General features: G+C 54.1%; 21 protein-coding genes. 4 read left to right on the top strand and 17 right to left on the bottom strand.

Going from position 1 to position 25,561, the window contains the following annotated elements; all coding sequences use genetic code 11:
* Positions 1–3: 3 nt before the first annotated feature.
* Positions 4–3,699: a methionine synthase gene (gene metH, locus YERSI8AC_RS11985; RefSeq protein WP_159176793.1), complete on the bottom strand. Its 3,696-nt coding sequence runs from the start codon at positions 3,697–3,699 to the stop codon at positions 4–6.
* A gap of 292 nt (positions 3,700–3,991) precedes the next feature.
* On the opposite strand from metH, the gene nfuA reads away from it, so the two are divergent.
* Positions 3,992–4,615, top strand: coding sequence for a Fe-S biogenesis protein NfuA (gene nfuA / locus YERSI8AC_RS11980; protein ID WP_027959432.1), 624 nt, complete (start codon positions 3,992–3,994; stop codon positions 4,613–4,615).
* A gap of 69 nt (positions 4,616–4,684) precedes the next feature.
* Here nfuA and YERSI8AC_RS11975 read toward each other — a convergent pair whose 3' ends face one another.
* Positions 4,685–5,725 (bottom strand): DNA-binding protein, encoded by a 1,041-nt coding sequence (locus YERSI8AC_RS11975; RefSeq protein ID WP_159176792.1) that lies wholly within the window; start codon positions 5,723–5,725, stop codon positions 4,685–4,687.
* A 230-nt stretch (positions 5,726–5,955) separates the two neighbouring features.
* On the opposite strand from YERSI8AC_RS11975, the gene YERSI8AC_RS11970 reads away from it, so the two are divergent.
* Positions 5,956–7,119, top strand: a complete 1,164-nt coding sequence (locus YERSI8AC_RS11970) for a tyrosine-type recombinase/integrase (protein WP_422822538.1) — start codon at positions 5,956–5,958, stop codon at positions 7,117–7,119.
* 61 nt (positions 7,120–7,180) lie between these two features.
* A complete protein-coding gene (locus YERSI8AC_RS11965) occupies positions 7,181–7,597 on the top strand; it encodes a SufE family protein (protein WP_039858498.1) in 417 nt (138 codons plus the stop codon).
* A gap of 8 nt (positions 7,598–7,605) precedes the next feature.
* On the opposite strand, the gene yidD is transcribed toward YERSI8AC_RS11965, so the two are convergent.
* The 10 genes from yidD to gorA all read right to left on the bottom strand — a co-directional run bounded on the left by yidD (position 7,606) and on the right by gorA (position 16,604).
* Positions 7,606–7,938, bottom strand: a complete 333-nt coding sequence (gene yidD, locus YERSI8AC_RS11960; RefSeq protein WP_138801059.1) for a membrane protein insertion efficiency factor YidD — start codon at positions 7,936–7,938, stop codon at positions 7,606–7,608.
* A gap of 17 nt (positions 7,939–7,955) precedes the next feature.
* Positions 7,956–8,426 carry a phosphoribosyl-AMP cyclohydrolase gene (gene hisI, locus YERSI8AC_RS11955; RefSeq protein ID WP_138801046.1) on the bottom strand — a complete coding sequence of 157 codons (471 nt, stop codon included), beginning with the start codon at positions 8,424–8,426 and terminating at the stop codon, positions 7,956–7,958.
* Between the two features lie 4 nt (positions 8,427–8,430).
* Positions 8,431–8,877: a transcriptional repressor gene (locus tag YERSI8AC_RS11950; RefSeq protein WP_027959426.1), complete on the bottom strand. Its 447-nt coding sequence runs from the start codon at positions 8,875–8,877 to the stop codon at positions 8,431–8,433.
* A 44-nt stretch (positions 8,878–8,921) separates the two neighbouring features.
* Positions 8,922–9,935: an alpha-L-glutamate ligase-like protein gene (locus tag YERSI8AC_RS11945; protein WP_009286711.1), complete on the bottom strand. Its 1,014-nt coding sequence runs from the start codon at positions 9,933–9,935 to the stop codon at positions 8,922–8,924.
* Positions 9,932–11,455 (bottom strand): inactive transglutaminase family protein, encoded by a 1,524-nt coding sequence (locus YERSI8AC_RS11940; protein ID WP_009286710.1) that lies wholly within the window; start codon positions 11,453–11,455, stop codon positions 9,932–9,934. The genes YERSI8AC_RS11945 and YERSI8AC_RS11940 overlap by 4 nt, the downstream gene beginning before the upstream one ends.
* A gap of 33 nt (positions 11,456–11,488) precedes the next feature.
* Positions 11,489–12,325: an ATP-dependent zinc protease family protein gene (locus YERSI8AC_RS11935; RefSeq protein WP_022523469.1), complete on the bottom strand. Its 837-nt coding sequence runs from the start codon at positions 12,323–12,325 to the stop codon at positions 11,489–11,491.
* Positions 12,326–12,562: 237 nt separating this feature from the next.
* On the bottom strand, positions 12,563–12,955 hold the full coding sequence (locus tag YERSI8AC_RS11930) for an ectoine synthase (protein ID WP_022523470.1): 393 nt from the start codon (positions 12,953–12,955) through the stop codon (positions 12,563–12,565).
* 104 nt (positions 12,956–13,059) lie between these two features.
* The gene (gene ectB / locus YERSI8AC_RS11925) at positions 13,060–14,328 is read right to left on the bottom strand and encodes a diaminobutyrate--2-oxoglutarate transaminase (RefSeq protein WP_022523471.1); all 1,269 of its coding nucleotides are present in this window, start codon (positions 14,326–14,328) and stop codon (positions 13,060–13,062) included.
* A gap of 106 nt (positions 14,329–14,434) precedes the next feature.
* Positions 14,435–15,013 (bottom strand): diaminobutyrate acetyltransferase, encoded by a 579-nt coding sequence (gene ectA / locus YERSI8AC_RS11920; protein ID WP_009286706.1) that lies wholly within the window; start codon positions 15,011–15,013, stop codon positions 14,435–14,437.
* A gap of 208 nt (positions 15,014–15,221) precedes the next feature.
* Complete coding sequence (gene gorA, locus YERSI8AC_RS11915) at positions 15,222–16,604, bottom strand: glutathione-disulfide reductase (protein WP_159176790.1); 1,383 nt, start codon at positions 16,602–16,604, stop codon at positions 15,222–15,224.
* A gap of 217 nt (positions 16,605–16,821) precedes the next feature.
* Here gorA and can point away from each other — a divergent pair, with 217 nt between their 5' ends.
* Complete coding sequence (gene can, locus YERSI8AC_RS11910; RefSeq protein WP_022523472.1) at positions 16,822–17,469, top strand: carbonate dehydratase; 648 nt, start codon at positions 16,822–16,824, stop codon at positions 17,467–17,469.
* Positions 17,470–17,496: 27 nt separating this feature from the next.
* On the opposite strand, the gene YERSI8AC_RS11905 is transcribed toward can, so the two are convergent.
* From YERSI8AC_RS11905 to YERSI8AC_RS11885, 5 genes are all read right to left on the bottom strand, one after another.
* Positions 17,497–18,024 (bottom strand): cytochrome c, encoded by a 528-nt coding sequence (locus YERSI8AC_RS11905; protein ID WP_009286703.1) that lies wholly within the window; start codon positions 18,022–18,024, stop codon positions 17,497–17,499.
* Between the two features lie 49 nt (positions 18,025–18,073).
* Positions 18,074–18,706, bottom strand: a complete 633-nt coding sequence (gene msrA / locus YERSI8AC_RS11900) for a peptide-methionine (S)-S-oxide reductase MsrA (protein WP_141441103.1) — start codon at positions 18,704–18,706, stop codon at positions 18,074–18,076.
* Positions 18,707–18,717: 11 nt separating this feature from the next.
* The gene (tamB, locus tag YERSI8AC_RS11895) at positions 18,718–22,770 is read right to left on the bottom strand and encodes an autotransporter assembly complex protein TamB (protein ID WP_159176789.1); all 4,053 of its coding nucleotides are present in this window, start codon (positions 22,768–22,770) and stop codon (positions 18,718–18,720) included.
* A gap of 9 nt (positions 22,771–22,779) precedes the next feature.
* Positions 22,780–24,633 carry an autotransporter assembly complex protein TamA gene (gene tamA, locus YERSI8AC_RS11890; RefSeq protein ID WP_159176788.1) on the bottom strand — a complete coding sequence of 618 codons (1,854 nt, stop codon included), beginning with the start codon at positions 24,631–24,633 and terminating at the stop codon, positions 22,780–22,782.
* Positions 24,634–24,737: 104 nt separating this feature from the next.
* Positions 24,738–25,559, bottom strand: a complete 822-nt coding sequence (locus YERSI8AC_RS11885) for a hypothetical protein (protein ID WP_159176787.1) — start codon at positions 25,557–25,559, stop codon at positions 24,738–24,740.
* Between the last annotated feature and the right edge of the window lie 2 nt (positions 25,560–25,561).

The following is a 25,561-nucleotide window of genomic DNA, read 5'->3' as shown; positions in this document are numbered from 1 at the left end:
TAATTAGCTCGGGTCGTAGGAGAGTACTGGTGAGAGCCAGCGCTCCATCTCCTCAAGGGGCATCTGTTTGCGCTCGGCAATGGCCTCGACCTGATCCCGGGTAATCTTACCGGTGGAGAAGTACTTCGACTGGGGATGGGCAAAGTACCAGCCGGAAACCGCTGCCGCAGGCCACATGGCGAAGTTTTCGGTCAACGCCAAACCGGTATTTTCGGTGGCATCGAGCAGCCGGAATAGCGTGGCTTTTTCGGTATGATCCGGGCAGGCAGGGTAGCCGGGGGCAGGGCGGATGCCCTGATACTTCTCAGCGATCAGGGCATCGTTGTCCAGCGTTTCTTCCGGTACATAGCCCCAAAACTCTTTACGCACCCGTTCATGCATGCGCTCGGCAAAGGCCTCCGCAAGGCGATCCGTCAACGCCTGCACCATAATCGCATTGTAGTCATCGCCTGCCGCCTCATAAGCTTTGGAGAGCTCATCAACACCGTGCCCGGTGGTGACAGCAAAGCCGCCAATCCAATCGGCTTTGCCGCTCTCTTTGGGGGCAATAAAATCGGCCAGGCTGTAGCAGATACCGTCGCGGCCTTTGGTGGTCTGCTGACGGATATGGAAGAGACGTTCGACGACTTCGCTGCGTGACTCATCGGCGTACACCTCGATGACATCATCATCAACACTATTGGCGGGCCACAGGCCGATAACACCACGGGCCTGAACGCGCTTTTCATCGACCAGCTTGCGTAGCATCACTTTGGCGTCTTCAAACAGGTTGCTAGCGGCTTCCCCGACGACCTTATCGTCGAGAATCTTGGGATACTTGCCCGCTAGCTGCCAGCTCATAAAGAAGGGCGTCCAGTCGATGCGTTCGATCAGTTCTTTCAGGTCGTAATCATCGAAGGTTTTTAACCCCAACATATTGGGCTCGGCGGGGGTGTGGTTGTTCCAGTCGGTGCGAAAACGCCGCTTGCGCGCCTGAGTGTAGTCAAGATCCGCTGCTTTGGGGCGGCGCTTGGCGTTACGCTCGCGAACCTTTTCGTACTCTTCACGGATTTCGGCGACGTAAGGTGTTTTTAAAGCAGGCGTCAATAATTTGCCCGCTACGCCAACGGCCCGGGAGGCGTCGGTCACATAAATCACCGGATGCTCATACTGCGGTTCGATTTTGACCGCGGTATGCGCTTTAGAGGTGGTGGCACCACCAATCAGCAGCGGTAGATCCATACCGCGTCGCTGCATCTCTTTGGCAACGTGCACCATTTCATCCAGAGAGGGGGTAATCAAACCCGAAAGACCGATAATATCGGCGTTATGCTCCTTGGCTGCCTGAAGGATTTTGTCGGCAGGCACCATGACGCCAAGGTCAATCACCTCATAGTTATTACACTGCAAGACCACGCCGACGATATTTTTACCGATATCGTGGACATCGCCTTTGACCGTGGCCATGACGATCTTGCCTTTGGCTTTGGTCTCTTCGCTCTTTTCGGCTTCGATATAGGGAATCAAGTAGGCGACGGCCTGCTTCATCACCCGCGCAGACTTAACCACCTGGGGCAGGAACATTTTTCCGTCGCCAAACAAATCGCCGACCACGTTCATACCGTCCATCAGCGGGCCTTCGATCACCTCAATAGGGCGTTCGGCCTCGGCGCGGGCCTGTTCGGTGTCATCCTCGATATACACCGTAATACCTTTAACCAGCGCGTGTTCGATACGCTTATTGACTGGCCAGCTGCGCCACTCAAGATCCTCTTTCTTAGCCGCGCCGCTGCCGTCGCCTTTATACTTATCGGCGATATCCAGCAGTCGCTCGGTGCCATCGCTACGCCGGTTAAGCACCACGTCTTCAACCGCATCGCGCAGCTCGGCGGGGAGGTCGTCGTAAACAGCGAGCTGGCCTGCGTTGACGATGCCCATGGTGAGGCCCGCACGGATGGCGTGATAGAGGAACGCCGAGTGAATCGCTTCGCGCACCGGGTTGTTGCCACGGAACGAGAAAGAGACGTTAGACACCCCGCCAGAAATCATCGCGTGGGGCAGGTTTTCGCGAATCCACTGGGTCGCTTCGATAAAATCGACCGCGTAGTTATTGTGCTCCTCGATGCCGGTGGCGATGGCAAAGATATTTGGGTCAAAGATGATATCTTCGGCGGGAAAGCCGATTTCATCGACCAGTAGGCGATAGGCGCGCTGACAAATTTCGGTTTTGCGGGCAAAGGTGTCTGCCTGGCCTTCTTCGTCAAAGGCCATGACGACAATGGCAGCGCCAAAGCGGCGGCATTTGGTCGCCTGTTCGCGGAAGGCGGCTTCGCCCTCTTTAAGCGAGATGGAGTTCACCACCGCCTTGCCCTGGACGCACTTGAGGCCCGCTTCGATAATCTCCCACTTGGAGGAGTCGATCATAATCGGCACACGGGCGATATCTGGCTCGCCGGCGATCAAGTTAAGGAAGCGCTCCATGGCTTCCTTGGACTCGAGCATGCCCTCGTCCATATTGATATCGATGACCTGGGCGCCGTTTTCGACCTGCTCCAGGGCGACTTCCAAGGCGGTGGTGAAGTCCTCTTCCACAATCAAGCGCTTAAAGCGCGCAGAGCCGGTGACGTTGGTGCGCTCGCCGACGTTGACGAACAGCGAGTCAGCCTCAATGTTGAACGGCTCTAGGCCTGATAGACGGCAGGCGCGGCTGCGCTCAGGAATTACCCGCGGCGTCATATCGCGAACCGAATCAGCAATGGCGCGAATGTGCTCGGGCGTGGAGCCACAGCAGCCACCGATAATATTCACCAACCCGCTGGCAGCAAACTCGCTGACAATCTCCGACATCTCTTCCGGCGTTTGATCGTACTCACCAAACTCGTTGGGCAACCCCGCGTTGGGGTGAGCGGAGACAAAGGTGTCTGCCTTGGTAGAGAGCTCTTCCAGGTAGGGGCGTAACTCTTCGGCGCCCAGTGCACAGTTCAAGCCCACTGAGAGAGGCTGAGCGTGGCGCACCGAGTTCCAGAAGGCCTCTGTGGTTTGACCCGAAAGCGTACGGCCAGAGGCATCAGTGATGGTACCAGAGATCATCACTGGTAAACGCTCGCCGCGGGTATCGAACAGCTCTTCCAAGGCGTAGATGGCCGCTTTAGCATTGAGCGTATCGAAGATGGTTTCGATCATAATCAGATCGGCACCACCTGCAATTAGCGCTTCGGCGGCTTCGTAGTAGTTCTCACGCAGCTCATCAAAGGTGACGTTACGCTTGGCGGGATCATTCACATCCGGCGATAGTGAGGCGGTGCGCGAGGTGGGGCCTAATACGCCGGCCACGTAGCGGGGTACACCGGTTTCGGCGGCCACTGCATCACACACCTCACGGGCTAGGCGCGCTGATTCACGGTTGAGTTCAACCACCAGCGATTCCATGCCGTAATCAGACTGTGACAGCTGAGTGCTATTAAAGGTGTTGGTCTCAATAATGTCGGCACCGGCTTCCAGGTAGTCACGGTGAATCCGCGTGACCACTTCGGGGCAGGTTAGCGCGAGCAGATCATTATTGCCTTTGAGATCCGAGGGCCAGTCGCTAAACCGTTCGCCGCGAAAATCTTCCTCGCTCAACTGGGCATTCTGCAGCATGGTGCCCATGCCGCCATCCAGAATCAGGATACGTTGGGCAAGGCGTTGGGTGAGGGTCGCGATCAAAGCACTATCAGCCATGGCAGGGGGAGTTCTCCAGCGTCACAGTCGTCAAAGGGGATGTTGTTATCGTCGGAAAAGCAGCATCTGTCGTTATAAGGCGCATAATGATAACAAAAGGGATGGCAAAAGGCGCCCCTACGGAGGCTATACGCAAGATAAGGAAAGATAATTAATAGTCGCTCGTAAAAAGAGCTGTTTAAAATAGCCGACTAAAACAGTCGGGATTGTGTCAGCGCGCTGTTTTGCTTACCATAGACACAAATGACATGTGAAGTGGCGCCGCCACTACCACGGGAGGAAGACAGCCCTCATGACCACGACTAGCGAAAAAGAAACCAGTGTCGATACCCAAGGTATTGATATTACAAACAGTGCGCAAGAATACTTGGCAGAACTGCTGGAAAAGCAGAACGTTGAGGGTATTGCCGTACGCATTTTCATTACCCAGCCGGGCACACCCTACGCGGAAACCTGCCTGGCTTACTGTCGTCCCGGCGAAGAAGAACCCACCGACGTTCTGCTTGAGCTCGAGAAAATCAACGTCTTTCTCGATAAAAACAGCTTAGCGTTTTTGGAAGAGGCGGTAGTGGATTTCAACGCCGACCGCATGGGTGGCCAGCTAACCATCAAAGCGCCCAACGCCAAGATGCCCAAGGTAAATGCGGATAGCCCGCTGGAAGACCGTATCAATTATGTGCTTTACAGCGAGATCAATCCTGGGCTGGCGGCCCACGGTGGCGAAATCAAGCTGGTGGAACTCACCGAACAGCAGTACGCGGTGTTGGCCTTTGGCGGCGGCTGCCAGGGTTGTGCAGCGGTTGATTTAACCCTGAAAGATGGCGTTGAGAAAACCCTGATGGAGCGCATTCCAGAGCTTGCCGGTATTCGCGACGTTACCGATCACAGCGATACCACCAACGCTTACTACCGCTGAATAAGCGATAGTAAGGCTCAAAAAGCCCAGCTTGAATCGCTGGGCTTTTTTACTACGTCTCCAGGTTGATTACTGGCCTGGCTCACTGCCCTGTTTTGAAAGTGCATCGGGTAGCGCCGTTAGCTGTGTTTGCAGCGCTTCCATGCGGCTCCAAAGCTTCTCTTGCCACGCTTGCTGTAGCGCAGCTTCGCGCTCGGCATGCTGCTGGGCTTGGCGATCTAATGCTGCCTTCGCCTCATCTAGCTGCTCGGTTAACACTTGTTGCTGCTTCTCCAGCGATGTAATTTGCTGCGTCTGCTCACCAAGCTGTTGTTCGCGCTGGCTAGCCTCCAGCTGCAGAGTGTGCAGGGCCTGCTGCTTTGCCTTTAGCTCCTGACTCAATGCCTCAATACGCTGCTCAGACTGCTGCAGACGTTTTTGGAAAGTCTTCTCTTCCTGGGCACGCGTCTGCTGAGCGCTATCCAGCATCGCCATCAGCCTTCCTTCGGCCGCCTCATGGCGCTGCTCCTCTTGTGCTAAACGCTGCTCCCACGCTACCTGCTGCTCGCTGAGGGCATTGCTATGCGCATCGCGCTGTGCATCTGACTGGTTCTCTAGCTGCTGCTGTACCTGCTTCAGTTGAGTTACTTCTTCTTGCGCTGTTTCAGCTTTTTGATGCCAGTGATGTTCGTTGGTTTGGCTAGCAGCCAATTCCCGGTTTAACGCCTCCATGCGCTGCTCCATATGACGCAAGTGCTCGGCGAGGGCGCTTTCGCGTTGCTCGGCGTTAGCGGCCTGCTGTTTTGCATCTTCTGCGAGCTGCTGTGCATCTGCAACCTGGCGATTGGCATCTTCGCGATAGTGAAGCAGCGTTTGATTCGCTACCTCCTGGGCCTCGCGCCATAGCTCGCTGGCCATGGTCACCACGACTTCCGGCACACCCTTGGGCGGCGGCACGTCGCGATTTTGCTCCCGCTCACTGCGCCACAAGCGGAAGTGATCACTAATCGTCGTGAAGCTGCCGGTGCCCAGCACATCGCGAATACGCTGCACGCTGGGCGTGTCGCCCCGGGCCAACAGGGCATCAATGGCTTGTTGAACATCGCTGTACTGAATGCCGTTGCGGGCCATGAAATGATCCTTCCTTGAGAGCTTCTGTAACCACCATTGTCGGGACTTGTCGTATAAAAGGCAATAATTACGTATTATGTAATACGTAATTTTATTTATGATAATGCACATAAATTCAAGATTACCCGTATTATCTTGAATTTATAGGACTACAGGAGCACACTTAAGGCCAGATAATGTAAATATCGGCTAAAAAGAAAAGAGTGGCGACGGACATGGCAAACGAGGTTATGACACCCACTGGTCAACTTCAGGTATTGAAAGAGCCGCCGAATGGCGGACGTATTAGCGCTCAAAACGATGCCCAGGCAGTGACCGCATGGCTTGAAGAGTACGTGGATAGCCCACAAACCTGGAAAGCGTACCGTCGCGAAGCGGAGCGACTGCTGCTCTGGCTCGCCAGCCAAGGGCACACGCTGGCCGATATCAATCGCGAAAAACTGCGCCGCTTTGAAGCCTTTCTCGCCGACCCACAACCAAGCGAGCAGTGGGTAGGGCCCTCCAAACCCCGCACGCACACGTCATGGCGGCCATTTCGTGGCGGTTTATCGCCCGCCAGCCGACGCCAAAGCCTGGTGATACTGCAAGGCATGTTTGCCTGGTTGGTGGAAGCAGGCTGGGTTCACCACAATCCGTTTCGCTTGATGCGCGATAAATCGCGGCGCCTGAATAATCAAACGCCGCGTGTTGAGCGCTATTTGGAAAGTGATTTGTGGGCGTGGCTGTGGGAGTGGCTGAATAGCCCGTTAGAGGCTGGGGAGGGCAGTCGTGCCCGTTTTGAACATTCACGACGGCGCTTTATCTTTGGCTTTGCCTATTTGCTGGCACCGCGCATTAGCGAGATGGCCGATGCGCGAATGGGGGATTTCCAGCGCAGCGAAGGGCGCTGGTGGTGGCATGTGGTGGGCAAGGGAAACAAGATGGCGCGCATTCCGTTGCCTGACGATATGCTTGATTGTTTGCGCCAGTGGCGCCATACGCTGGGATTGCCTGAATACCCTGAGCAGTTTGAAGCTGAAGCACCGGTGCTTCGCGCTCTGGATGGACAGCGTGGCCTGGGCCATAACCAGCTTTATCGGCTTATTCGCGCAACGTTTCAGCAGGCGGCACAAGCACTTGAAGATATCGACGGAGCACCGGAACATGTGACCGCGCTTAACCTGGCAACGCCGCACTGGTTACGGCACACATCGATCACCCATCAGGCTCAATCGGGCATTAGTCTGCGCCATCTGGCCGAAAGCGCTCGACACGCGCGCCTAGACACCACCTCACGCTATCTCCATAGCGAAGACAACGAGTGGCATCTTGAACAGCAGCGACATCGATTGACTGTTTCCGACACAACCTCCCTCAAGACACCTTCGAGCCGTTATAATGGCCACAATGAGTAACCCTATGACGCAAAATGTCAGTCGCCAATATTCAGCCAATTCCAATAGAGAAGGAAATAGCATGAGCACTTCCGGCGCCGAACAGGCCCAGCAAGAGCTAATCGAAGATTTCGAGATATTCGATAACTGGATGGATCGCTACCAGTACATTATCGATATGGGTAAGCAACTGCCTGACTTCCCAGAAGAGTGGAAGCTAGAAGAGTTTAAGATACAGGGCTGCCAGTCAAACGTGTGGATGCGCCATGAGGAGGAGGGCGATAAGCTGGTGTTCAAAGCGACCTCCGATGCCGCCATCGTATCCGGCCTGATTGCCGTATTGCTGCGCATTTACAGCGAACGCACCGCCGCTGAGATTCGTGCTACCGAGCCACACTTTTTGGCGGATCTGGGATTGGATAAGCACCTTTCACCTACGCGCAGCAACGGCCTGCACGCTATGCTGGAGAAGATCTACGCGGTAGCGCAGCAGAAGTAGGAAACAAGCTAGCGAGGGTGATGGTCACAGCAAGAGGGCGACGATCCCTTTTCGTCATCCTCGCGGCAAAGCTGTTCGCTGCGGCCACCGGGCACCGGATCCATACCGCCAGGATTGCCCGGGTGGCACTTAACGATCCGCTTAACGGCCATCCAGCCGCCCTTGATGGGCCCATGCACCTGAATCGCTTCAATCGTGTAGGACGAACAGCTCGGCCAGAAGCGGCAGCGCGGGCCTAAAAGGGGGCTGAGCGTATATTGATAGACTCTAACGCAGCCAATCATCACCTTCATCAATACCCAACGCGGGCCTGAGCGCAGGGCTGATATTAACCGAGTCATAGCTTGCATAGGCAGAACTAGGTTTTTTTGCCGTACAGGTCGTCAGGATCAATCAGCGGATTGCTGGTAATTGAGGCCTGCTCTCCATCCACGGCAATATAGAAACAGCTGCGCCGCCCGGTGTGGCAAGCAGGGCCTGTTTGTTCAACTTGCAACAACAGCGTATCACCATCGCAATCCAACGCAGCAGAAACAAGCTGCTGCTGCTGGCCCGATGACTCACCCTTGCGCCACAGTTTTCCCCGCGAGCGCGAATAGTAGCAAACACGCTGGGTGGTTAACGTCTCTTCCAGCGCCTCACGGTTCATCCAGGCCATCATCAACACTTCGTTAGTATCGTGCTGCTGAGCAATGGCAGGGATCAAACCATCAGCATTAAAACGCACCGCGGCTAGCAAAGTGGCCACAGCGGGAAGACTATCTTCTGGGGCAGCACGCTCGAGTTGCTTAAACAGAGCATCCGACGCGACGTGATCAAAACGGGACATAAATTTACTCGCTAACTGTTCGGCAGTCCTGACAAAGCCCTTGAAGCTCAATGGTTTGGCGCTCAACGTTAAAGCCCTGGCGTTTTGCCAGCGCCGCCAGTTGATCGCTTATCTCGTCCAAGTGCAGCTCTTCGACATAGCCGCAGTGACGGCAAATCAGTAGTTGAAAACCATGCGCATGCTCTGGGCAAGCGCAGGCCACGTAGGAGTTCTGTGACTCAATGCGATGCACCAAGCCTTGATCAATCAAGAACTCAAGCGCCCGATAAACCGTCGGGGGGCGGGCAGCCGCATGCTCAGTAGAGAGCTTATCGAGCAGGTCATAGGCTTTTAGCCCGCCGCCATTTTCGGCGATCATCTCCAGCACGCGTCGGCGAATAGGGGTGAAGCGGACGCCGCGGATATGGCACTGAGACTCCGCCTGCTGTAGTAGTGTACTCGCTTGGGTCATGGGCAACTCGTTGAACGTTGTTAGCCTAGGCTCTCGTTAGTAGTCTACGCGCCGGTGGAAGCGGTGTCAGAGCTTTCTACCGATTCGCTGTCTACCAGCTCACTTTGTCGCGCAAAATGGTGCTGGGCAAAAGCTACCCGTTGTTTAGCGGGCACGCCATCGGGTTGACGTTCAATCAGATCGAGGCGACGGCGCAAACCTTCACCATTGGTCATTTGAATAGCCAAGCCAGGCCTGGCGTTGAGCTCAAGCAGCATCGGCCCGTATTTACGATCCAGCACCATATCAGTACCCAGGTAACCTAGACCGGTCATTTCATAACAACCCGCCGCTAAGTTAAGCAGCGTTTCCCACTGGGGAACGACCAAACTTGCCAGATCGTGCCCCGTGTCCGGATGACTAAAGCAAGGGCGGTCAAACTGAACGGCGCGCAGGGCAGCCCCGGTAGCGATGTTCAAGCCAACGCCTACCGCCCCTTGGTGCAGGTTTGCTTTGCCGTCGGATGCTGCGGTGGAAAGGCGCATCATGGCCATCACCGGGTAGCCCTTGAAGACGATAACCCGGATATCAGGAACACCTTCATAGGTGTAATCCATCAGGCTTTCATCGAAATTAATCAGTGTTTCAATCACCGCCACATCAGGCGAGCCGCCCAATGAGTAGAGCCCTGACAGAATATTCGACACATGTCGCTCAACGTCGGTAAGAGAGAGCGTGGTACCACTAGGCTTGATAAAGGCGTTATCTTCGACCTTTTCAATCACCAGGATGCCCTTACCGCCGCTTCCCTTAGCAGGCTTGATGACGAAGCCCGCGTGCCCCGTGAGCATGGCGCCAATATGCTTAACGCCAAATTGGGTTGTTACGGTGCCAATCAGCTCGGGCGTGGTAATCCCATACTGCTGAGCCAGTAGTTTGGTTTTAAGCTTGTCATCGACAAGGGGATAGAGACGGCGGCTATTATATCGGCCAATGTAGCGAATATTACGCCGATTCATGCCGATAATACCTTTATCCCGCAGGCGCGTGGGCCACGTCCAATTCTTCAGCCAACTCATGAGGGCTTCTCATCGTCAGTGATCGGCTTGAAGCGACGCAGCTCCAATAAACGGTAGCCGGTGTAATTGCCCAGCAGCAAGATCAACGCCATCAATATCAACTGAACGCCCAGGAAGTTGAAGGTGATATGACGTACCCAGGGATTATTCATCGCCAGGTAGGCAAGGATAGCCGTGATCAAACTGCCGCCGCCTTGGATTAGCACCTGCTTAGGGCCTTCCTCTTCCCAAAGTATCGACATCCGCTCGATGGTCCAGGCCAGGATGATCATCGGGAAGAAGGTGATCGTTAAGCCAGCACTGAGCCCCATGCGGTAGGCCAATACGGTGAAGATCGAGATAATCGCAATCACCGTTATGATCACCGCCGAGACCCTGGCCACCAGTAATAAATTCAAGTAGGAGAGATAGTTACGAATAATCAGACCGACGGCAACGATAAGCAGGAAGCCAATCAAACCCGTAGGAAGGGTGGTTTGAATGAAGGCGAGGGCGATCAGCACCGGCATAAAGGTACCGGACGTTTTGATGCCCACCAGCACACGCAAAAACACCACCATTAACGCACCAATGGGAATCAGCAAGATAGTTTGGAATAGCGCTTGCTCCTCCAGTGGCAGGCTGTGAATGGAGAAATTCAGTAGCGTATCTTCAGAGTAGTGGTTGCGCACCGCCGCCGAAGCAGGCTGGTCATGGGTCATCATTGAGAAAGAAACCCGTGAGTTGGTGCCGCCCTGAACTTCTAATACCGCTCGACCACCGGTTTCCCATAGCAGCAGGTTGTCAGGCTTACCTTGCTCACCCGTCAGTGGATGGAAAATTGACCATTCTTCACCTGACTCGTTAAACACCTGAATCCAACTGCTAAGCGTTTGGCGACGACGACCATCTTCCAGAAGCAGGCCGCTCACTTCACGCGCTAATACGCCTGCCTGGTTTAGCAACCGCACCACCAAAGCCGCCGGATTCTCTTGCGTCAGCAGCAGACGGGCATTTTCAGATTGACGCTCGCCGTTAATATCACGTATTAACTCACGGGCGAAGGTGGCGTTATTGGCACTGCGCGCCCAGGCTTGTTCGATAAGCTGATTAGCCGCAGTGTCATAGGGGCTTTCCCAAGGCGTTGTGACGGGGATTTCAGGGGGTGTCTGCACCGGCGAGCGAGCATCTTGAGATACCAGCATCTGAACCGAGTAGTATAATGTTTGGCTACCCACTGCTTCACGAATAGTCCAGCGGGCGGTGCGGCCTAAATCATCCGCCTGATAAGCAAGCCCATACCCTGATGATGCGGTGTTTTCAGTCAGTACACGGTAGCCTGCCTGATGGGAAGGCAACGCCAAGTCGACCTGGACGGGGCCGTCCTGAGCATTAAAGGTAATGCCCGCCTCAATCTCCCACACCTGGCGCTGTTCACCAGGCAACCATGGAATTTCAAACTGCACATGGCGGTGCACGCTGGTCGCTACGCCCGCGACTAGCAAAAGGCCGACAATAATATAGAACATTAACCGTGACATGGAGATTCCTTTCCTCGTGAAGCGTCAGAGCGGTTACTCTTCGCTATCGTCTTCGTCAACTGCTTCATCTTCAGCAGCTTGGTCCGCTGGTTCGCCACCAGGAAATTCGGGGCGCTCATGCAAGTAAGTATCGGCTACATCAATTACCGCAATATCCATCAAAAAACGCCGTCCTAGCAGCACTGGATAATCAAGATGAGAGCGGTCATTGAGGGTAAATTCGACATTTTCACGAATCGGCCCTAGAGTCATTAACAGAGAAATGACGGGGCGTGACTCTTCGCCAGAGGCTTGAACAATGCGCACTCGGCGCACGATAGGCGCTTCAACCCACTCATCGCGCTGCGACTCAACCGCCACGTCGTCGTCGTTCAGCGCCAACTTGAAGCGCACCCAATCTTCACCGTCACGCTCGAAGCGAGTGATCTCGGCAGCAGAAAGGGACGAGGTGTTGGCTCCTGAATCGACTCGCGCTTTGAGGTAGGTGCCAAGGCTTGGTAAGCCAACCCATTCGCTGCGGCCCAGTAACGTTTTAGTGGTCAAGCTCTCATCAATCTCACACTCTTCACGTATGATGACCGGCTCTTCACCGCGAGCTTCCAATTGCTGTACGTCTTGGCGGAGGTAACGCAATAAACTGCCCACTTCACGCATATCAGCGGTCAATGCCTGCTGGTGATCAAGCTGGCGTTGCTGCAAATTAATGCGGGTGTCACATTGTTGCGTTAGCTGGCTCTCTAACTCCAGGATACGAGAATTGAATGAGGCTTCGCTTAAAGGGGGCGGTTGATTCGTTTCCGGCTGGGTTGCTGCACAGCCTGCGATCGAAAGCGACAAGCCAGCGATAAGCCACAAAACACCTGGGCGCATAACGAGAGATATCCTTGGACAATAGGTTGGGGAATGATAAGGAGATGGGGGTCTAGTGTCCAACGCCATCATCGCTTTTGGAGCACCTATTTTATCTAATTTAACATAATATATATTAAACGAACCAGTGAGGCCGCTATGGGTAAAATTGCGCTCGTCAATTTCAAAAAAGGCAGCCCGCATATTTAGCAGGCTGCCTTCTGATCTATCACGTAGTCTATCTCACGCTAGCACGATTTACTCTGGGGCTGCGTACGAGCCATCTTCCTGGTGAACTTCATTACCTGTGATCGGTGGAGTAAAGACGCAGGCAACCGTCATGCCCTTCTCTTTGCCACGCAGCAAGTGTTCATCATGCTGGTCGAGTAGATAAATGTCGCCTGCTTTGATCGGCCAGATTTTACCGTCAGCCAGGGTTTCAACTTCGCCTTCACCTTCGTAGCAAAACACTGCTTCGTAGTGATTTTTGTAATGGATATGTGTCTCGGTGCCTGGAAAAATGCGGGTAATATGGAACGAAAAACCTGCATTATCGTTGGCCAGAACAAGGCGCGTGCTGTCCCAGTTACCATTTTCAGCGGTCACTAGGCGATCTGTTTTACGCGCTTCATCAAGATTACGAACGATCATAGGAGTACTCCGTTGCAAAACGACTGGCGACTACCAGCCGCTATATCCCTAACTAAAAAACTGTGAGCTACTGCTTCAGCGTAACGCTTAATACTACCGCCAGGTTATTCGCTAGCAACAGCTTTAACGCACATTTCGAGAATATCCAAACCTTCCAGCAGGTCATCATCGCTAATGGTTAGCGGGCATAGGCACTTAACCACTTCACCATCCTGGCCACTGGTTTCAATTACCAGACCATGCTCAAAGGCTTTACTGGTAATTTTATCGGCAATATCACCCGACACAACGTCAATACCGCGCATCAAGCCACGACCACGTTCAGTGGCAGGCATGCCGTGCTCCGTTAACAGCGCTGCTAACTTCTGGAAGCGCTCTTCTACAATACGCCCTTTGCGCTGAACATCACGCTCAAAGGTGTCATTAGTCCAGTATTTTTTCAACGCAGCGGTGGCGGTCACCATCGCCAGGCTGAAACCACGGAAAGTGCCGTTATATTGACCCGGTTTCCATTTATCCAGCTCTGGGCGCATCAACACATGGGCAAATGGCAGGCCAAAACCGGAGAGCGATTTCGAGTTGGTAATAATGTCGGGCGTAATACCCGCGTGTTCGAAGCTAAAGAACTTACCCGTACGGCCACAACCTGCCTGAATATCATCGATAATCAGCAGAATGTCGTGGGCACGGCAGATCCCTTCGAGACGCTTCAACCACTCCAAGCCTGCAACGTTAATACCGCCCTCGCCTTGCACGGTTTCAATGATGACACCCGCTGGAATATCCAAACCGCCAGATTTGTCGCTGAGCAGCTTTTCAAAATAATCCAGGGTATCGGTATGCTCACCCATGTAGCCATCGTAAGGCAGGAAGCTAGCACCCTGGGTGGGTATGCCACCCGTGGCTTCACGGAATTTACGATTACCCGTGGTCGCCAAAGCCCCCATGGTGACGCCGTGGAAACCATTGGTGAAGGTGACAATGTTGTGACGGCCTTTAGCCACACGAGCCAAGCGGATAGCGGCCTCTACGGCATTGGTACCGGTTGGGCCAGGCAGATGCACTTTATAATCCAGCCCGCGTGGCTTGAAAATAACTTCTTCCAGCGTTTCAAGATAATCACGCTTGGCATTGGTCCACATATCCAAACCGTGAACAACACCGTCAGTCGACAGGTAATCAATCATCGCCTGTTTCATATGCGGATTATTGTGGCCGTAGTTCAGCGTGCCCGCGCCGGCGAGGAAATCAATGTACTCACGGCCATTCTCATCGGTTAGGCGCGCATTTTGCGCTTTGGTAAATACCACCGGAAACGAACGAGAATAAGTACGTACATTGGATTCCATGCGTTCAAGCGTCTGGGTCTGCATTAGCGACCTCCTTGGTTGATCATTTTAACTTTAGGCATTACTTGCCCGAAGCAACATGAGCGGGAAAAACGGTAAGTCCGATACGTGTATCTAGCAAAACGACGTATTAGATGCGATCTGTTTGGAACGGGCCGATACGAACCAGGTTTTCCGGGTCATGCTCTCCTCCGAGCTGTTCGGTAGAGAAGTATTCGCGGCTATTGAGCGGCGCATGCCAGCGTGCCGCCAAGCGACGGAATAAGCCCCAAGAGGCTAGATTGTCAGGGGTGATGGTGGTTTCAAGGTGATGCACATCATCAAGCTCAGGGCGGGACATAATAGCCTCGACCAAGCGTCGCGCTAGCCCTGTACCACGTGCTTTTTCACCGACAGCCACTTGCCATAAAAAGTAGGTGTCTGGAGCATTATCCTTAACATAGCCAGAAACAAAACCAACGATTTCGCCCTCTTCATTGGTAGCCACTGCGCAGGTATCACGAAACTGAGTCGCCAGTAGCAAGTAGGCGTAGGCTGAATTCACATCCAGCGGAGGGCAAGCTTTGACCAGCTCGTAAACTCCCCAGCCATCATCCGCATTGGGTTTGCGAATAAACAGCGGCATCTCCGCATGACCCACAACAGCATCAGCCACCGTTGGCCTAGCAAGGTCAGCAGAGGGGGTAAAAGGTTGTGTCGGCGTACTCATAGTTATGCTTCGCTGTAGCGAATTTGATGTTCATTATAACAGCTGATTATGAGCAATTCAAAAATCATATTATTCTACACCTCGCTTTCCATAATTTTTTGTTATGATCGAGTAGCATAACCACCGCTCGCCGCTATCTCTTTTAGAATAGTGCAAGTAGCCTACAAAAAAAGGCGCGCCCATGAGCACGCCTTCACTTTTAATATGCTTATCTGCGTGTCAGCGTACGCAGCGTGACGAACTCCTCGGCCCCCGTTGGGTGGATGCCTACGGTGCGGTCAAAGTCCAGCTTGGTAAGGCCAGCTCTTACCGCGATAGCAATTCCCTGAATAATTTCACCCGCGTCATCTCCGACCATATGGGCTCCTACGACTACATCGGTAGCATCGTCCACGACCAGCTTCATTAAGGTGCGCTCTTGGCTACCTGATAGGGTGTGCTTCATGGCGCGAAAATCGGTGCTATACACACGAATATGGGTGAATTTTTCCCGCGCGGCCTCCTCGGAAAGACCCACGGTACCGATGTTGGGATGGCAAAAAACGGCGGTAGGGATCGTAGTGTAGTCCAACGGCTTGGGAACCGTATCGGCAAAGTGGGCGTCGACAAGCTGCATCGCCTCAGCCAGTGCTACCGGTGTTAATTCCGGCCCAGCCGTCAGGTCGCCCAAGGCTAAAATTGAAGGCAGCGCTGTTTCAAACCGCTCGTTTACGGGGATTTTACCCGCCTCATCCAGGCATAGGCCCAACGCTTCCAGCCCTAGCTCACGGATATTCGCCTTGCGCCCTGTGGCTGCGAGCACCACATCGACTTCAAGCACGTTGCCGTTGGTAAGGTGAACATTGTAGCCGTCTTGGCTGCGCTCAATACGCTCGATGTTAGTGTTGAAATGGAGGTTGACTCCCTTTCTTTCCATTTCCGCGCAGGTGAACTCGCGAACCTGTTGATCAAAGCCTTTTAAAAACAGCTCGCCACGGTAGATGAGGTGCGTCTCGCTGCCCAGACCATTAAAGATACTCGAAAATTCCACCGCAATATAGCCACCGCCAAGCACTAAAAAGCGCTCAGGAAAAGTATCTAGATCAAAAATCTGATTGGAATCCAGTGCGTGTTCACTGCCAGGAAAATCGGGTACCCAGGGCCATCCACCAGTAGCCAGAACGATTTTTTGTGCAGTCACCGATATATCGCCATGCTCGCCGCTTAAGGTCACCGTGTGTGCATCGGCCAAGCGTGCTCGTGCATTGAAGAGCGTTACTCCAGCGCCTTCCAGCATGCGCTGATAAATGCCATTCAGACGTTTGATTTCACTGATTTTGTTGTCGCGCAGTGTGGCCCAATCGAAGCTGGCGGGGCCAGGCAGCTGCCAGCCAAAACCTGCCGCATCATCAAAACTGTCATGGAAATGGGCAGCGTAGGAGTAAAGCTTCTTGGGCACACAGCCAACGTTGACACAGGTTCCGCCCAGGTAGCGATCTTCGGCAATGGCCACTTTGGCGCCGGTAGCCGCGGCCATACGTGCGGTGCGTACACCACCAGAGCCTGCGCCAATAACCAGAAGGTCATATTCGTATTCAGAAACGTCTGCCATGATTTGCTCCTGGGGAGTTAGAATTCGTATGAATCAATATCGGGTTGCCCATTGGTCAAGTGCAGTGGTTGACCTGACTACCCGGGAAGGTTAAAACCTTCTGCTGCTATTTTGTACTGGCCTAGGTTATACAAGGCCTAATTCCACCCTGAGTAGGGCTTTGATAACCCGCTTATCTACCAGCGACTTAACGCCCTTTAACTTTTCTGGAGACGCTATGTCTGACCCTATTGCGACGCTACTCGACAATAATCGCGCCTGGGCTGAGCGTATGTGCGAAGAAGACCCCGACTACTTTAAGCGCCTTTCGAACCAGCAGAACCCCGATTATTTATGGATTGGCTGCTCCGACAGCCGAGTACCGGCGAATCAAATTATTGCACTCCCGCCTGGGGAAGTTTTCGTACACCGCAACGTCGCCAACTTGCTACACCACACCGATATGAACGCCCTCTCGGTGGTTCAGTTCGCGGTAGATGTTCTTAAAGTCAGCCATATCATGATTGTCGGTCACTATGGCTGCGGGGGCATTAAGGCCGCCATGATGGGAGGCGAATGTGGCGTGGTGGATTACTGGCTGCACTCAGTGCGCGAACAGTACAACCATCACAGGAATTCGCTTGACCACCTCCCACTGGAAGATCAAATCGATCGCATGTGCGAGCTCAACGTGAAAGCCCAGGTAAACAGTTTGTGCCGCACCAAAATTTTGCAGCGCGCTTGGCAGCGAGGTCAGCAGATTTCGGTGCATGGCTGGGTCTACGGATTAAGCGATGGCCGCGTTAAAGATCTTAACTGCACCGTAAGTGGTTTAGAACAAGTGGAAACACTTTACCGTATTGACCGCATCCAGCAAGGCGATTAAGCACTCCCCCAATGCCTACCGCTACGCTTAGTCGTAGCGGTAGGCACGATGGCAACTCTTACAGCTCGCGCCCACTTCTGAAAGCGCTCGGGCAGTGTTTCGAGTATCCTCTTGCTCGGCTACATCAATTAAATTAGCGATTTTATCCTCCAGATCGCTAAAACCGGCGGCGAACTCACCCCACTCTTCCCATATGGATGCCCGCGCTTCAGAACCACTGCCGTGGGTGCCCTCAATAAACGCAGGTAGCAAACGATCAGCGCTGGCACGCTCTTGCAGCTCAAGTAACCGCGGCATTGCAGCCTCAAGATCTTGATTATTGATTAGATCAAAGCGCAGCTGACGCACCAGACTTTCAATATCTTTAAGCTCTTCTCGGCGCCAAACCACGGCTTCGCGCTCACTTGCGAATGGCGTGTCGCTGACGGCTTGGGGCATGGCCAGGGCGCTCGTTTCCTCGCCTGCCCAAGCCAGCGGCGTGCAGAGCATTAATGCTAAAGCGCTGGCTGCCGTGCCGCGGGGGGAAGCCCACTTCAGGTAATGGCGTTGCTGCATAATGGCTTCCTGTCGATGATTCGGTAGTCAAAGGTTTAGTGCGCACGTTTTAACCTATCGGGCAGGTGACACCCGTACCTTTTAAGCCGCAGTAGCCATGAGGGTTTTTATCCAGGTACTGCTGATGGTAAGCCTCTGCGTAATAAAATGTTTCTAGCGGCTTAATCTCAGTAGTGATTGCCCCTCTGCCCGCTTTGTCGAGCGCCTGTTGGTACGCTGCCGCACTCTGCTCGGCTACCGTTTGCTGCGCTTGGCTGGTGGTAAAAATGGCGGAGCGATACTGCGAGCCAATATCGTTCCCCTGGCGATTGCCCTGGGTCGGGTCGTGCCCTTCCCAGAAAACCTGCAACAACGTTTCCAGCTCGACTTGCTGTGGGTCATAAACCACCCGTACCACTTCGGTGTGGCCAGTACGCCCCGTGCATGTCTCGTCGTAGGTGGGGTTAGGTGTCTCACCACCGGCATACCCCGCCGCAGTGACATAGACTCCTGGCAACTGCCAAAACAGGCGTTCAACGCCCCAGAAACACCCCATGCCTAGCACGATCTCCTCGTGGCCTTCGGGAAACGGAGGATGTATCGAGTGCCCATTAATGGTATGCACCTGACTGGTTTCTATGGGCGTATCACGTCCAGGCAGTACACGGCCTGAACCTGAGCTAGCGTTTGAAAATAGTGACATATCACCCTCACTTATTGCTGCTGAATGATTTCAGGATTACCGGAACGGGTAAAGGTGTAGATTAAGTCCACCGCTTGGTTGGTACCCGAGACGGCCTGTACATAAAGGTTACGCCACAGCGTGTAGCGTAGTGTTAGTTCGGCAATTGGCGAGAAAATTCCCACACCGTAACTAATTCTAAGATCATCGGTGAGTTGGCCACTGACAGCGACTTGGCTATCATCGCCAGCCCCAGTGGTGTCCAGAGTTAAGTCATCAATGCCGAAGGCTTCACCAATGGAACCAACCGCCCCACCGGTGCGCCCTAACGACATGCCTATCAGCGCGGTAGTCAGTGCGCTATCCACACCGCCCCCAGAAGCATCAGGTGCGCGACCCCGTAACAGGTAAGAGAGCGCACGGGATTCATCCATCGCCGGTTCAGAAAAGATCAGTACGTTCGGAGATTCGGCACTACCTGTTACCCGCAAGCCCGCAATAACGTCATCTTCGGTAATGTCAGGGTTGCGAATGGCCTCGAAGTCGAGCGTAGGTAGACCGGGTGGCCCACTAAACAGCAGTTCACCGCGGCGGATAACCAGGTCTTGGCCGAAAGCCTGGAAACGACCATCGACCAAATTAACGTCGCCGAATAACTGTAACGCGCCGCTGCTTTGGCGAATTTCCAGCGCACCTCCCAAGCCAGATTCCAAGCCGTAGGCTGAAATTTGCATATCGCTACCCAACGTTAAGGTCACCAGTACGTCAATGGCCATACCGGTGGCGGCAAGCTCGTCCGCGGCACTTGGATCATCCTCATTGGCAGCCGCTCGCTGAGCCTCAATTTCGGCCTGGCGATCATCGCGCTCGGTAATAATCACTTCATCGCCACTTGGGGTGACTGCTGATGAGGGCATATCGCCAATTTCAAGCCGTGCCCAGGGTAAATTCACATCCCCCCTCACTTGCAGCCTTTCCGGCGTGACCCGGATACGGATATCAGGCGCTACTTCAAGACGTCCAAACTGGGGCAAAACGACCAGGATAGGCTCCTGCTCAGCATTCAGATCGACGCCAATCCGCCAATCATCACCGCTTGGCCAATATGCATCACCGGTGATTTCCAAACGCCCGCGCTCAGCGGCCAAGTAGCCGTCAATATCCCCCTGTTCACCGTCGAAAGAGACCACCAGTTCGCCACCCTGAATATCGACAGGAATATCCGGACCACTTACCCCTATGCCGCGCAGTCCAAGCTGGCCTTGCAAGTCAGGCGCGGCGGTGGTGCCGGTAATTTGGACGCTGCCCGTTAAATCGCCCTCCAGTCGCTCCATTCCTACCAACATAGGTCGATAGGGTTGCAGCGAAACATCTTCTGCACGCAGCTCGCCAGTTAACGCGCCGGCCCCCAAGGGATCATTAACCGCTAGGTCCAAGTTGATATCGCCTGCTTCGGCAAGCGAAAGTGACACATTGGCATTCGCCTGGGCTTGGTTGGCCTCGATCTGAGCGTCTAAACTGACTTCTGGCAGTTGCACCGGCTGGCCATAATCATTAACGGCGGTAATGGCGAGTTCGCTAAGAATTTGTAGATCTGCCTGCCACTGGGCACCCCCTTGACGCCAGTTGGCAACAAGATCCGCGGTTGTATCCCCCTCTAACTGCCACTCTTCAGGCAAAAAGGGCTCCAGCATTTCCATTGGCACTTCACGTACCGAAAGCACGGCGTTGCCCTGTTGCGCAGAGGCAGTGATCTCCTCTTCAGAACAGACTAGCCCACCTTGCTCCCGGCGCAGGCAGAACGGCGAAAGGCGCGCCTGACCATTGGCCAGGTCATAGCGCAGGTCTACAGGCGCTTCAAGACGAATATCCCCCGCCTCTGAATCAACTTCCAGTGGCGTTACGCGGGCTTGGTAAAGTTGGCCTTGCTGGTCAAAGCGGCCTTCCAGGGCAATCAGCGCACGGCTTAAAGCGCTGTTGTCTGTGCCCTGGGCAGTCAGTTCAAGCTGATGCTCAGAGAGGCGCCCGGCCAAATTGGCCTCTATGTTTGCAAGGGCCTGCCCCCCAGCATTGACGTTTTGTAGTGCGAGCTGTACGTCGAGGGAGGGATCCTCAATGCCCTGTACATCAGCATCTAGGACAAGCCGTTCAATACGATTCTGACCAAAACGCACGCCATCACCCTGTAAATTGGCGAGTAATTGTGGCTGATTAAAACTACCGCTGGCTTCTAGCGTACCGACGATAGTGCCCGCCAAGTCTGGCGATAGTGTTTGCAACTGGCGTAGTGCAATGTCCGCGTTTAACGACATGGCTTGTTCGCTAATTTGCCCCTCTGCTGTTAAGCGATTCTCTCCCTGGGTAAACAGCAACTCGTCAATCTCCAGCTCCAGGTTGCTGTTAGCATCAAAGGCCGCTTGCAGGGTTAGCGGGTAGTCGCGCAGTTCACCGTCAATCGCTAAGTTGGGCACGCTAACCGCCCACTGATCCTCTTGCTGACGCAGCGTAAGCTCGATATCGCCGTTTAAATTACCCTCAAGCTGATCCACGAAGTGGGCAGGGTTAAACTGATCCAGACGAATAGTGGTGTTGACCTGTAGCGGTGCAACCCAACTGATGTTCCCTTCGCTGCGCAGGGAGCTTTCGTCGACTGCGAGGATAAGCGGTTGCCAGCTAAACTGCTCGAGATTGCCCTCTCCGGTGACGTTAATTTGAATGCGCGGCAGGCTCGGGCCCTCAACCGCCAGAGCCAATTGAGCACTATAATCGCTCAGGCTGCCGGTTACCTGTAGATCCAGGTCATCGACTATATAGGCTTGGACTGTCTCTTCTTCAGTGCTGTCATCGACGCTTTCATTGCTACTCTCATCTGCGCTGACAGGCAGCGGCCACTGAACTTGGTCACTTTGTAGCTGCAGTTGAAACGGCAGCGTCGGGGCGAGTGCGTCGACTTGCCCCCTCAAGGACGCATTGACCGCGCCAGAGGCATCCAACTGCGCTTCAAGCGCATCCAGTGGGCCAGACAGCGTTAAGGTTAAAGCTTCGCCACTTAGCTCAGGGTATATCTCAGGTAAAAACAGTTTGACGCCCAAGCGAGCTTCGAGTGGGTAGTTGCCGGTTAGAGTGGCGTTCGCGGTTAATTCAGCCTCAGCATCCGGGGTAACAACGGAAAGTTCGGTTACTTCGACGTTATCACCTTCGGTTAACAACCCAAGCCGCAGTCGCTCGACGCGGTATTCGGTAGCCCCTTCCAATCGAAAATCGTTGAGCGTGAATTCAGGTAACTGGATATCAACCGGTAGCGTAATCTCTGGTAGTTCAAGGGGCTCGCGTTCTTCAAGCTGCTGCTCTGGTGATTCCACCGACGCCACGGCTTCTTGGGGTGGTTGGTTGAGCAAGATAGCGGCATCGATGGCTTCAGCATAAAGCGGCGTTTCAATGCCCTGGGTTAGCAGAACACCCGGGGAAGGTGGCAAATAGACACGTGGCTGCTCCAAATGGGTTGGCGAGAGGCGTACTGTGTTTCCTTCAGCGGTGGCTGCCGAGCTTAACGAGCGCCACGCTACTTCGCTACCATCGGCAAGCCTGAGGTTAACATCGTCCAGCAACAAAGAACGTAGTTCGATGGGGAAAGGAAAACGAATAGCCAGCGGGCTCTCTTCCTCTTCGGGAGGTGGCGCTTGCTCACTGGATGGGCCTAGCTGGATGTCGGCGCCCACCACACGCAGTGTGTCGATGCATAGGCGCCCTGACAGAACACAGTCATCTGCCCACTGGAGTTCGAACTCATCCACGGTTATACGGGTTTCGCCTAGCTGTAGCTGGAAATCTTCGAGCTGGAAATGGTCGAGCAAGCCGCCTTCATGATGCGTGTAGGAGAAAAAATCACGCTGCTCCCCCTGCGAGAGCAGCACCCCAGTGCCCCAGGGGGATAACGCCACCCCGACAATCAGCGCCACAATACCGAACAGCCAAATAGGCAACACGATTACAAGACGCACAAGGCTCCAGAACAGTAGCCAGGCACGATACTTTGGAGACAACATACGGCGTTTATCAGACGCAGCTGGTTCAACCTGAGACAAGTCTCTCTCCTAGAATTCCGGTCCGATAGAAAAGTGCAAACGCCAATCGTCTTCGTGGTCAAAAGGGTGGGCGATGTCAAAACGAATTGGCCCCACCGGCGAGACCCAACGTACCCCGACCCCGGCGCCCGTTTTCAAATCATTAGGCCCCCAGTTATCAAACGCATCGCCGTTATCTATAAACGTGGCCCCCCACCAATCCCCCGTCACGCGACGCTGATACTCCAGGGTCGAGGTGAGCATTTGCTGCCCACCTCGCAGTCGGCTCTCGTCGTTGCGGGGAGATAAGCTCTCATAGGAGTAACCACGCACACTGCGGTCGCCACCCGCGAAAAAGCGCAGCGATGGCGGTATTTTGGCAAAATCATCGGTTTCAATGGCGCCTAAGCTAATACGTGCCAAGAAGCGGTTATCGTTGCCAATCATGCGGATCCACTCCATATCCCCCGTGATACGAGCGAATGTCGCATCCGAACCCCAAACGGTATCCGAATACTCTAACGAGAGCTGCTGGCGATCACCCCATAACGGAAAGCGCTGAGGGCGTGTCCGCGTACGCGACCACTGAATACCTGGATAAAACAGCCATACTTGATCCGCTTCGCCGCCCTGTTCAAAGTCTTCATAAGTAGTGCGGAAATAGATCGTTTGCACCCAATCGTTATCAAACTCCCAACGCCGGGCTAGCTCGACAGTGCCTTCTAACGACTTGGTGTCGCTGTCATCGACATTACGAACCCCGTACTGAAGCCGATAGCTGTCGCGAAGCGGGTCTTCCAGTGGCACATTATATACCCCGGTAAAACGCTGCTCTGGGGCAGATAAATAGAGGTCGTGATCAAGGCTATGACCAAAGCGGTTAATCCATGGTTGATCCCAACCAAAGCGCAGCCGTGGCCCTACATCGGTGGCGTAACCAATACCCACTTCAAACTGATGGCGATCAGCAGGTTCAACACTGACATCGATAGGCAATTGGGTATCACTGGGCTTATTAAGACTTAGCGCGCTGGCCAAAGCAGCACTGGTGACTCTCGGGCGCTCCGGCTGAGAGGCGGTGGCTTCACTCCACCAGGGGGCACCACCGCCAGGAGGAGAAATAACCAACTCTTGGGCGGTCTCAAGGCGCGGACGCACCGAGACCGAGCTAAACCAGCCGGTTTCCGCAAGCGACCGATTATAGTCTGCCAGGGTCTGCGCCAAATAGGGGTCGCCCGTCTCGAAGGGCTGCATGCGACGCAATCGATCAAGCTCAATATGGCTTCCGGTAATGGAGGATTCACCAAATTGGTAGCGTGGGCCACTGTCAAAATCCATATACAGGCGCGCACTTTGCAGATACGGACGCACTTCCATGCGTCGATCGGTAAACCCCCAGTCAAAGTAACCGCGCTCAATAGCCAGCCCAGAAAACTGGCTGCTTAATCGATCCCAGGGGGCGTGCCGCAACACATCCCCTTCTTCCAAGGGAAAGTCCTCTACGGCCTGTTGGAAAGGTGGGTCTTCACTCGCATCGCCTTCCACATTGATTGACAGAATTTCAATTTCAACCTGAGGGCCGGGCTCGATTTCCAGCCACGCACGTTTATCAGTGGCGCGCTCAAGGGTTATCTCGGGTTCGTAATAGCCGTAAACACGCATTGCTTCCTCGGTGCGTCGGCGGATCTCACCCTCTAAACGCACCTCGGTATATTGTGCCGCATCGATATTCTGTAAGTAGGCTTGGATGTTGCCTTCGACCTCATCGGAAACACCCGTGACAGTCGCTTCTAATGCCCATGCGCTAGGTGATACGCATAACAGCGGTAGCACAACAGTAACGGTGCGCTTTGTGGCTGATGTCCATCGCCGTTGTCTTCCCATACATTTTTATCCCAACCTAAATCAGCGGCTTCATCGCCTAAGCATTTCAACGCATTAGCATGTTAAAGATTAAGCAATCACACTCATACTTCCGTCGCGCCTTATTAACGCAACATCTCTAGCTGGGCACTGAAAGCTAGCTGCGCCTGGCGTACTTGGCGTACATCGCTTTCCAGCGAATTCAGCCGTTGAGACCACTCCTGCTCCAATGCTTCCAGGGCTGCTTGATCTGCGGGTGCTTCTATCTCTGCAACGGATGTTTCCAGCTCATCAAAGCGTGCCTCGAACGCTGCTCTTTGTGCTGATAGCTGCTCTTCCCAAGCGCTACTGACACTGTTGAGCTGACTATCCAGGCCATTGATGCGCCGTTCGGTCAATTGCTCCAGGTGGGAGACTTCCTCAACAAGATTTTGACGACCCGAGGAACCCGTTTGTTCCAAGGCGTCAAGAGATTCCCTCACCGCCATTAATTGACTGTCGCGCAGTTCGGCTTGCTCTCTAAGTTGAGACAACTGCTGCAACAGTGTATTGATGGAATCACTAGAGACAGTATCCTCGCTAGAAGTGAGAAAACCGTACAACTCTTCCCGAGTAGCGGCCAACGACACTGACAGCTGCTCCTGCTCTTGGAAAAGCGTCGACATCTGAGCTTGTACAAAGGTTATCGTATCTTGTACATCCGTGTCATCCGAATCCAACCGAGCGTGCACATTGGAGACTTCCCCACTTACCCGGTGCAGCTCACTCAGCAGTCGTTCACGTTCATACCAAAGTCCAGCCGCCGCCGCGCCCATAAGCGCAATGATCAGTAGCAAACATAGCCATAGTGGCCATAGCGTGGGCCCCTTTCGGTGACGCAAGTGTTGCGCCGTCAAGCTTTGATCCACATCGGGCACAATACGAGAGGATGCGGTAGCGTCTGGCATGA

This window comes from Halomonas sp. 113, assembly GCF_904067645.1.
GTDB classification, from domain to species: Bacteria; Pseudomonadota; Gammaproteobacteria; order Pseudomonadales; family Halomonadaceae; genus Vreelandella; species Vreelandella titanicae.
This window is presented reverse-complemented; position numbering and strand designations above follow the sequence as displayed.

Excerpts from the sequence above, each read along its gene's own strand:
- YERSI8AC_RS11940 (WP_009286710.1), bottom strand. The coding sequence starts at position 11,455 with ATGTCACGGTTAATGTTCTATATTATTGTCGGCCTTTTGCTAGTCGCG.
- YERSI8AC_RS11975 (WP_159176792.1), bottom strand. The coding sequence starts at position 5,725 with ATGGCCCGCAACGGCATTCAGTACAGCGATGTTCAACAAGCCATTGAT.
- gorA (WP_159176790.1), bottom strand. The coding sequence starts at position 16,604 with ATGGCAGACGTTTCTGAATACGAATATGACCTTCTGGTTATTGGCGCA.
- tamA (WP_159176788.1), bottom strand. The coding sequence starts at position 24,633 with ATGGGAAGACAACGGCGATGGACATCAGCCACAAAGCGCACCGTTACT.
- metH (WP_159176793.1), bottom strand. The coding sequence starts at position 3,699 with ATGGCTGATAGTGCTTTGATCGCGACCCTCACCCAACGCCTTGCCCAA.
- ectB (WP_022523471.1), bottom strand. The coding sequence starts at position 14,328 with ATGCAGACCCAGACGCTTGAACGCATGGAATCCAATGTACGTACTTAT.
- can (WP_022523472.1), top strand. The coding sequence starts at position 16,822 with ATGTCTGACCCTATTGCGACGCTACTCGACAATAATCGCGCCTGGGCT.
- YERSI8AC_RS11965 (WP_039858498.1), top strand. The coding sequence starts at position 7,181 with ATGAGCACTTCCGGCGCCGAACAGGCCCAGCAAGAGCTAATCGAAGAT.
- YERSI8AC_RS11950 (WP_027959426.1), bottom strand. The coding sequence starts at position 8,877 with ATGACCCAAGCGAGTACACTACTACAGCAGGCGGAGTCTCAGTGCCAT.
- YERSI8AC_RS11885 (WP_159176787.1), bottom strand. The coding sequence starts at position 25,559 with ATGCCAGACGCTACCGCATCCTCTCGTATTGTGCCCGATGTGGATCAA.
- nfuA (WP_027959432.1), top strand. The coding sequence starts at position 3,992 with ATGACCACGACTAGCGAAAAAGAAACCAGTGTCGATACCCAAGGTATT.
- msrA (WP_141441103.1), bottom strand. The coding sequence starts at position 18,706 with ATGTCACTATTTTCAAACGCTAGCTCAGGTTCAGGCCGTGTACTGCCT.
- ectA (WP_009286706.1), bottom strand. The coding sequence starts at position 15,013 with ATGAGTACGCCGACACAACCTTTTACCCCCTCTGCTGACCTTGCTAGG.
- YERSI8AC_RS11970 (WP_422822538.1), top strand. The coding sequence starts at position 5,956 with ATGACACCCACTGGTCAACTTCAGGTATTGAAAGAGCCGCCGAATGGC.
- hisI (WP_138801046.1), bottom strand. The coding sequence starts at position 8,426 with ATGTCCCGTTTTGATCACGTCGCGTCGGATGCTCTGTTTAAGCAACTC.
- YERSI8AC_RS11930 (WP_022523470.1), bottom strand. The coding sequence starts at position 12,955 with ATGATCGTTCGTAATCTTGATGAAGCGCGTAAAACAGATCGCCTAGTG.
- yidD (WP_138801059.1), bottom strand. The coding sequence starts at position 7,938 with ATGACTCGGTTAATATCAGCCCTGCGCTCAGGCCCGCGTTGGGTATTG.
- YERSI8AC_RS11935 (WP_022523469.1), bottom strand. The coding sequence starts at position 12,325 with ATGCGCCCAGGTGTTTTGTGGCTTATCGCTGGCTTGTCGCTTTCGATC.
- YERSI8AC_RS11945 (WP_009286711.1), bottom strand. The coding sequence starts at position 9,935 with ATGAGTTGGCTGAAGAATTGGACGTGGCCCACGCGCCTGCGGGATAAA.
- YERSI8AC_RS11905 (WP_009286703.1), bottom strand. The coding sequence starts at position 18,024 with ATGCAGCAACGCCATTACCTGAAGTGGGCTTCCCCCCGCGGCACGGCA.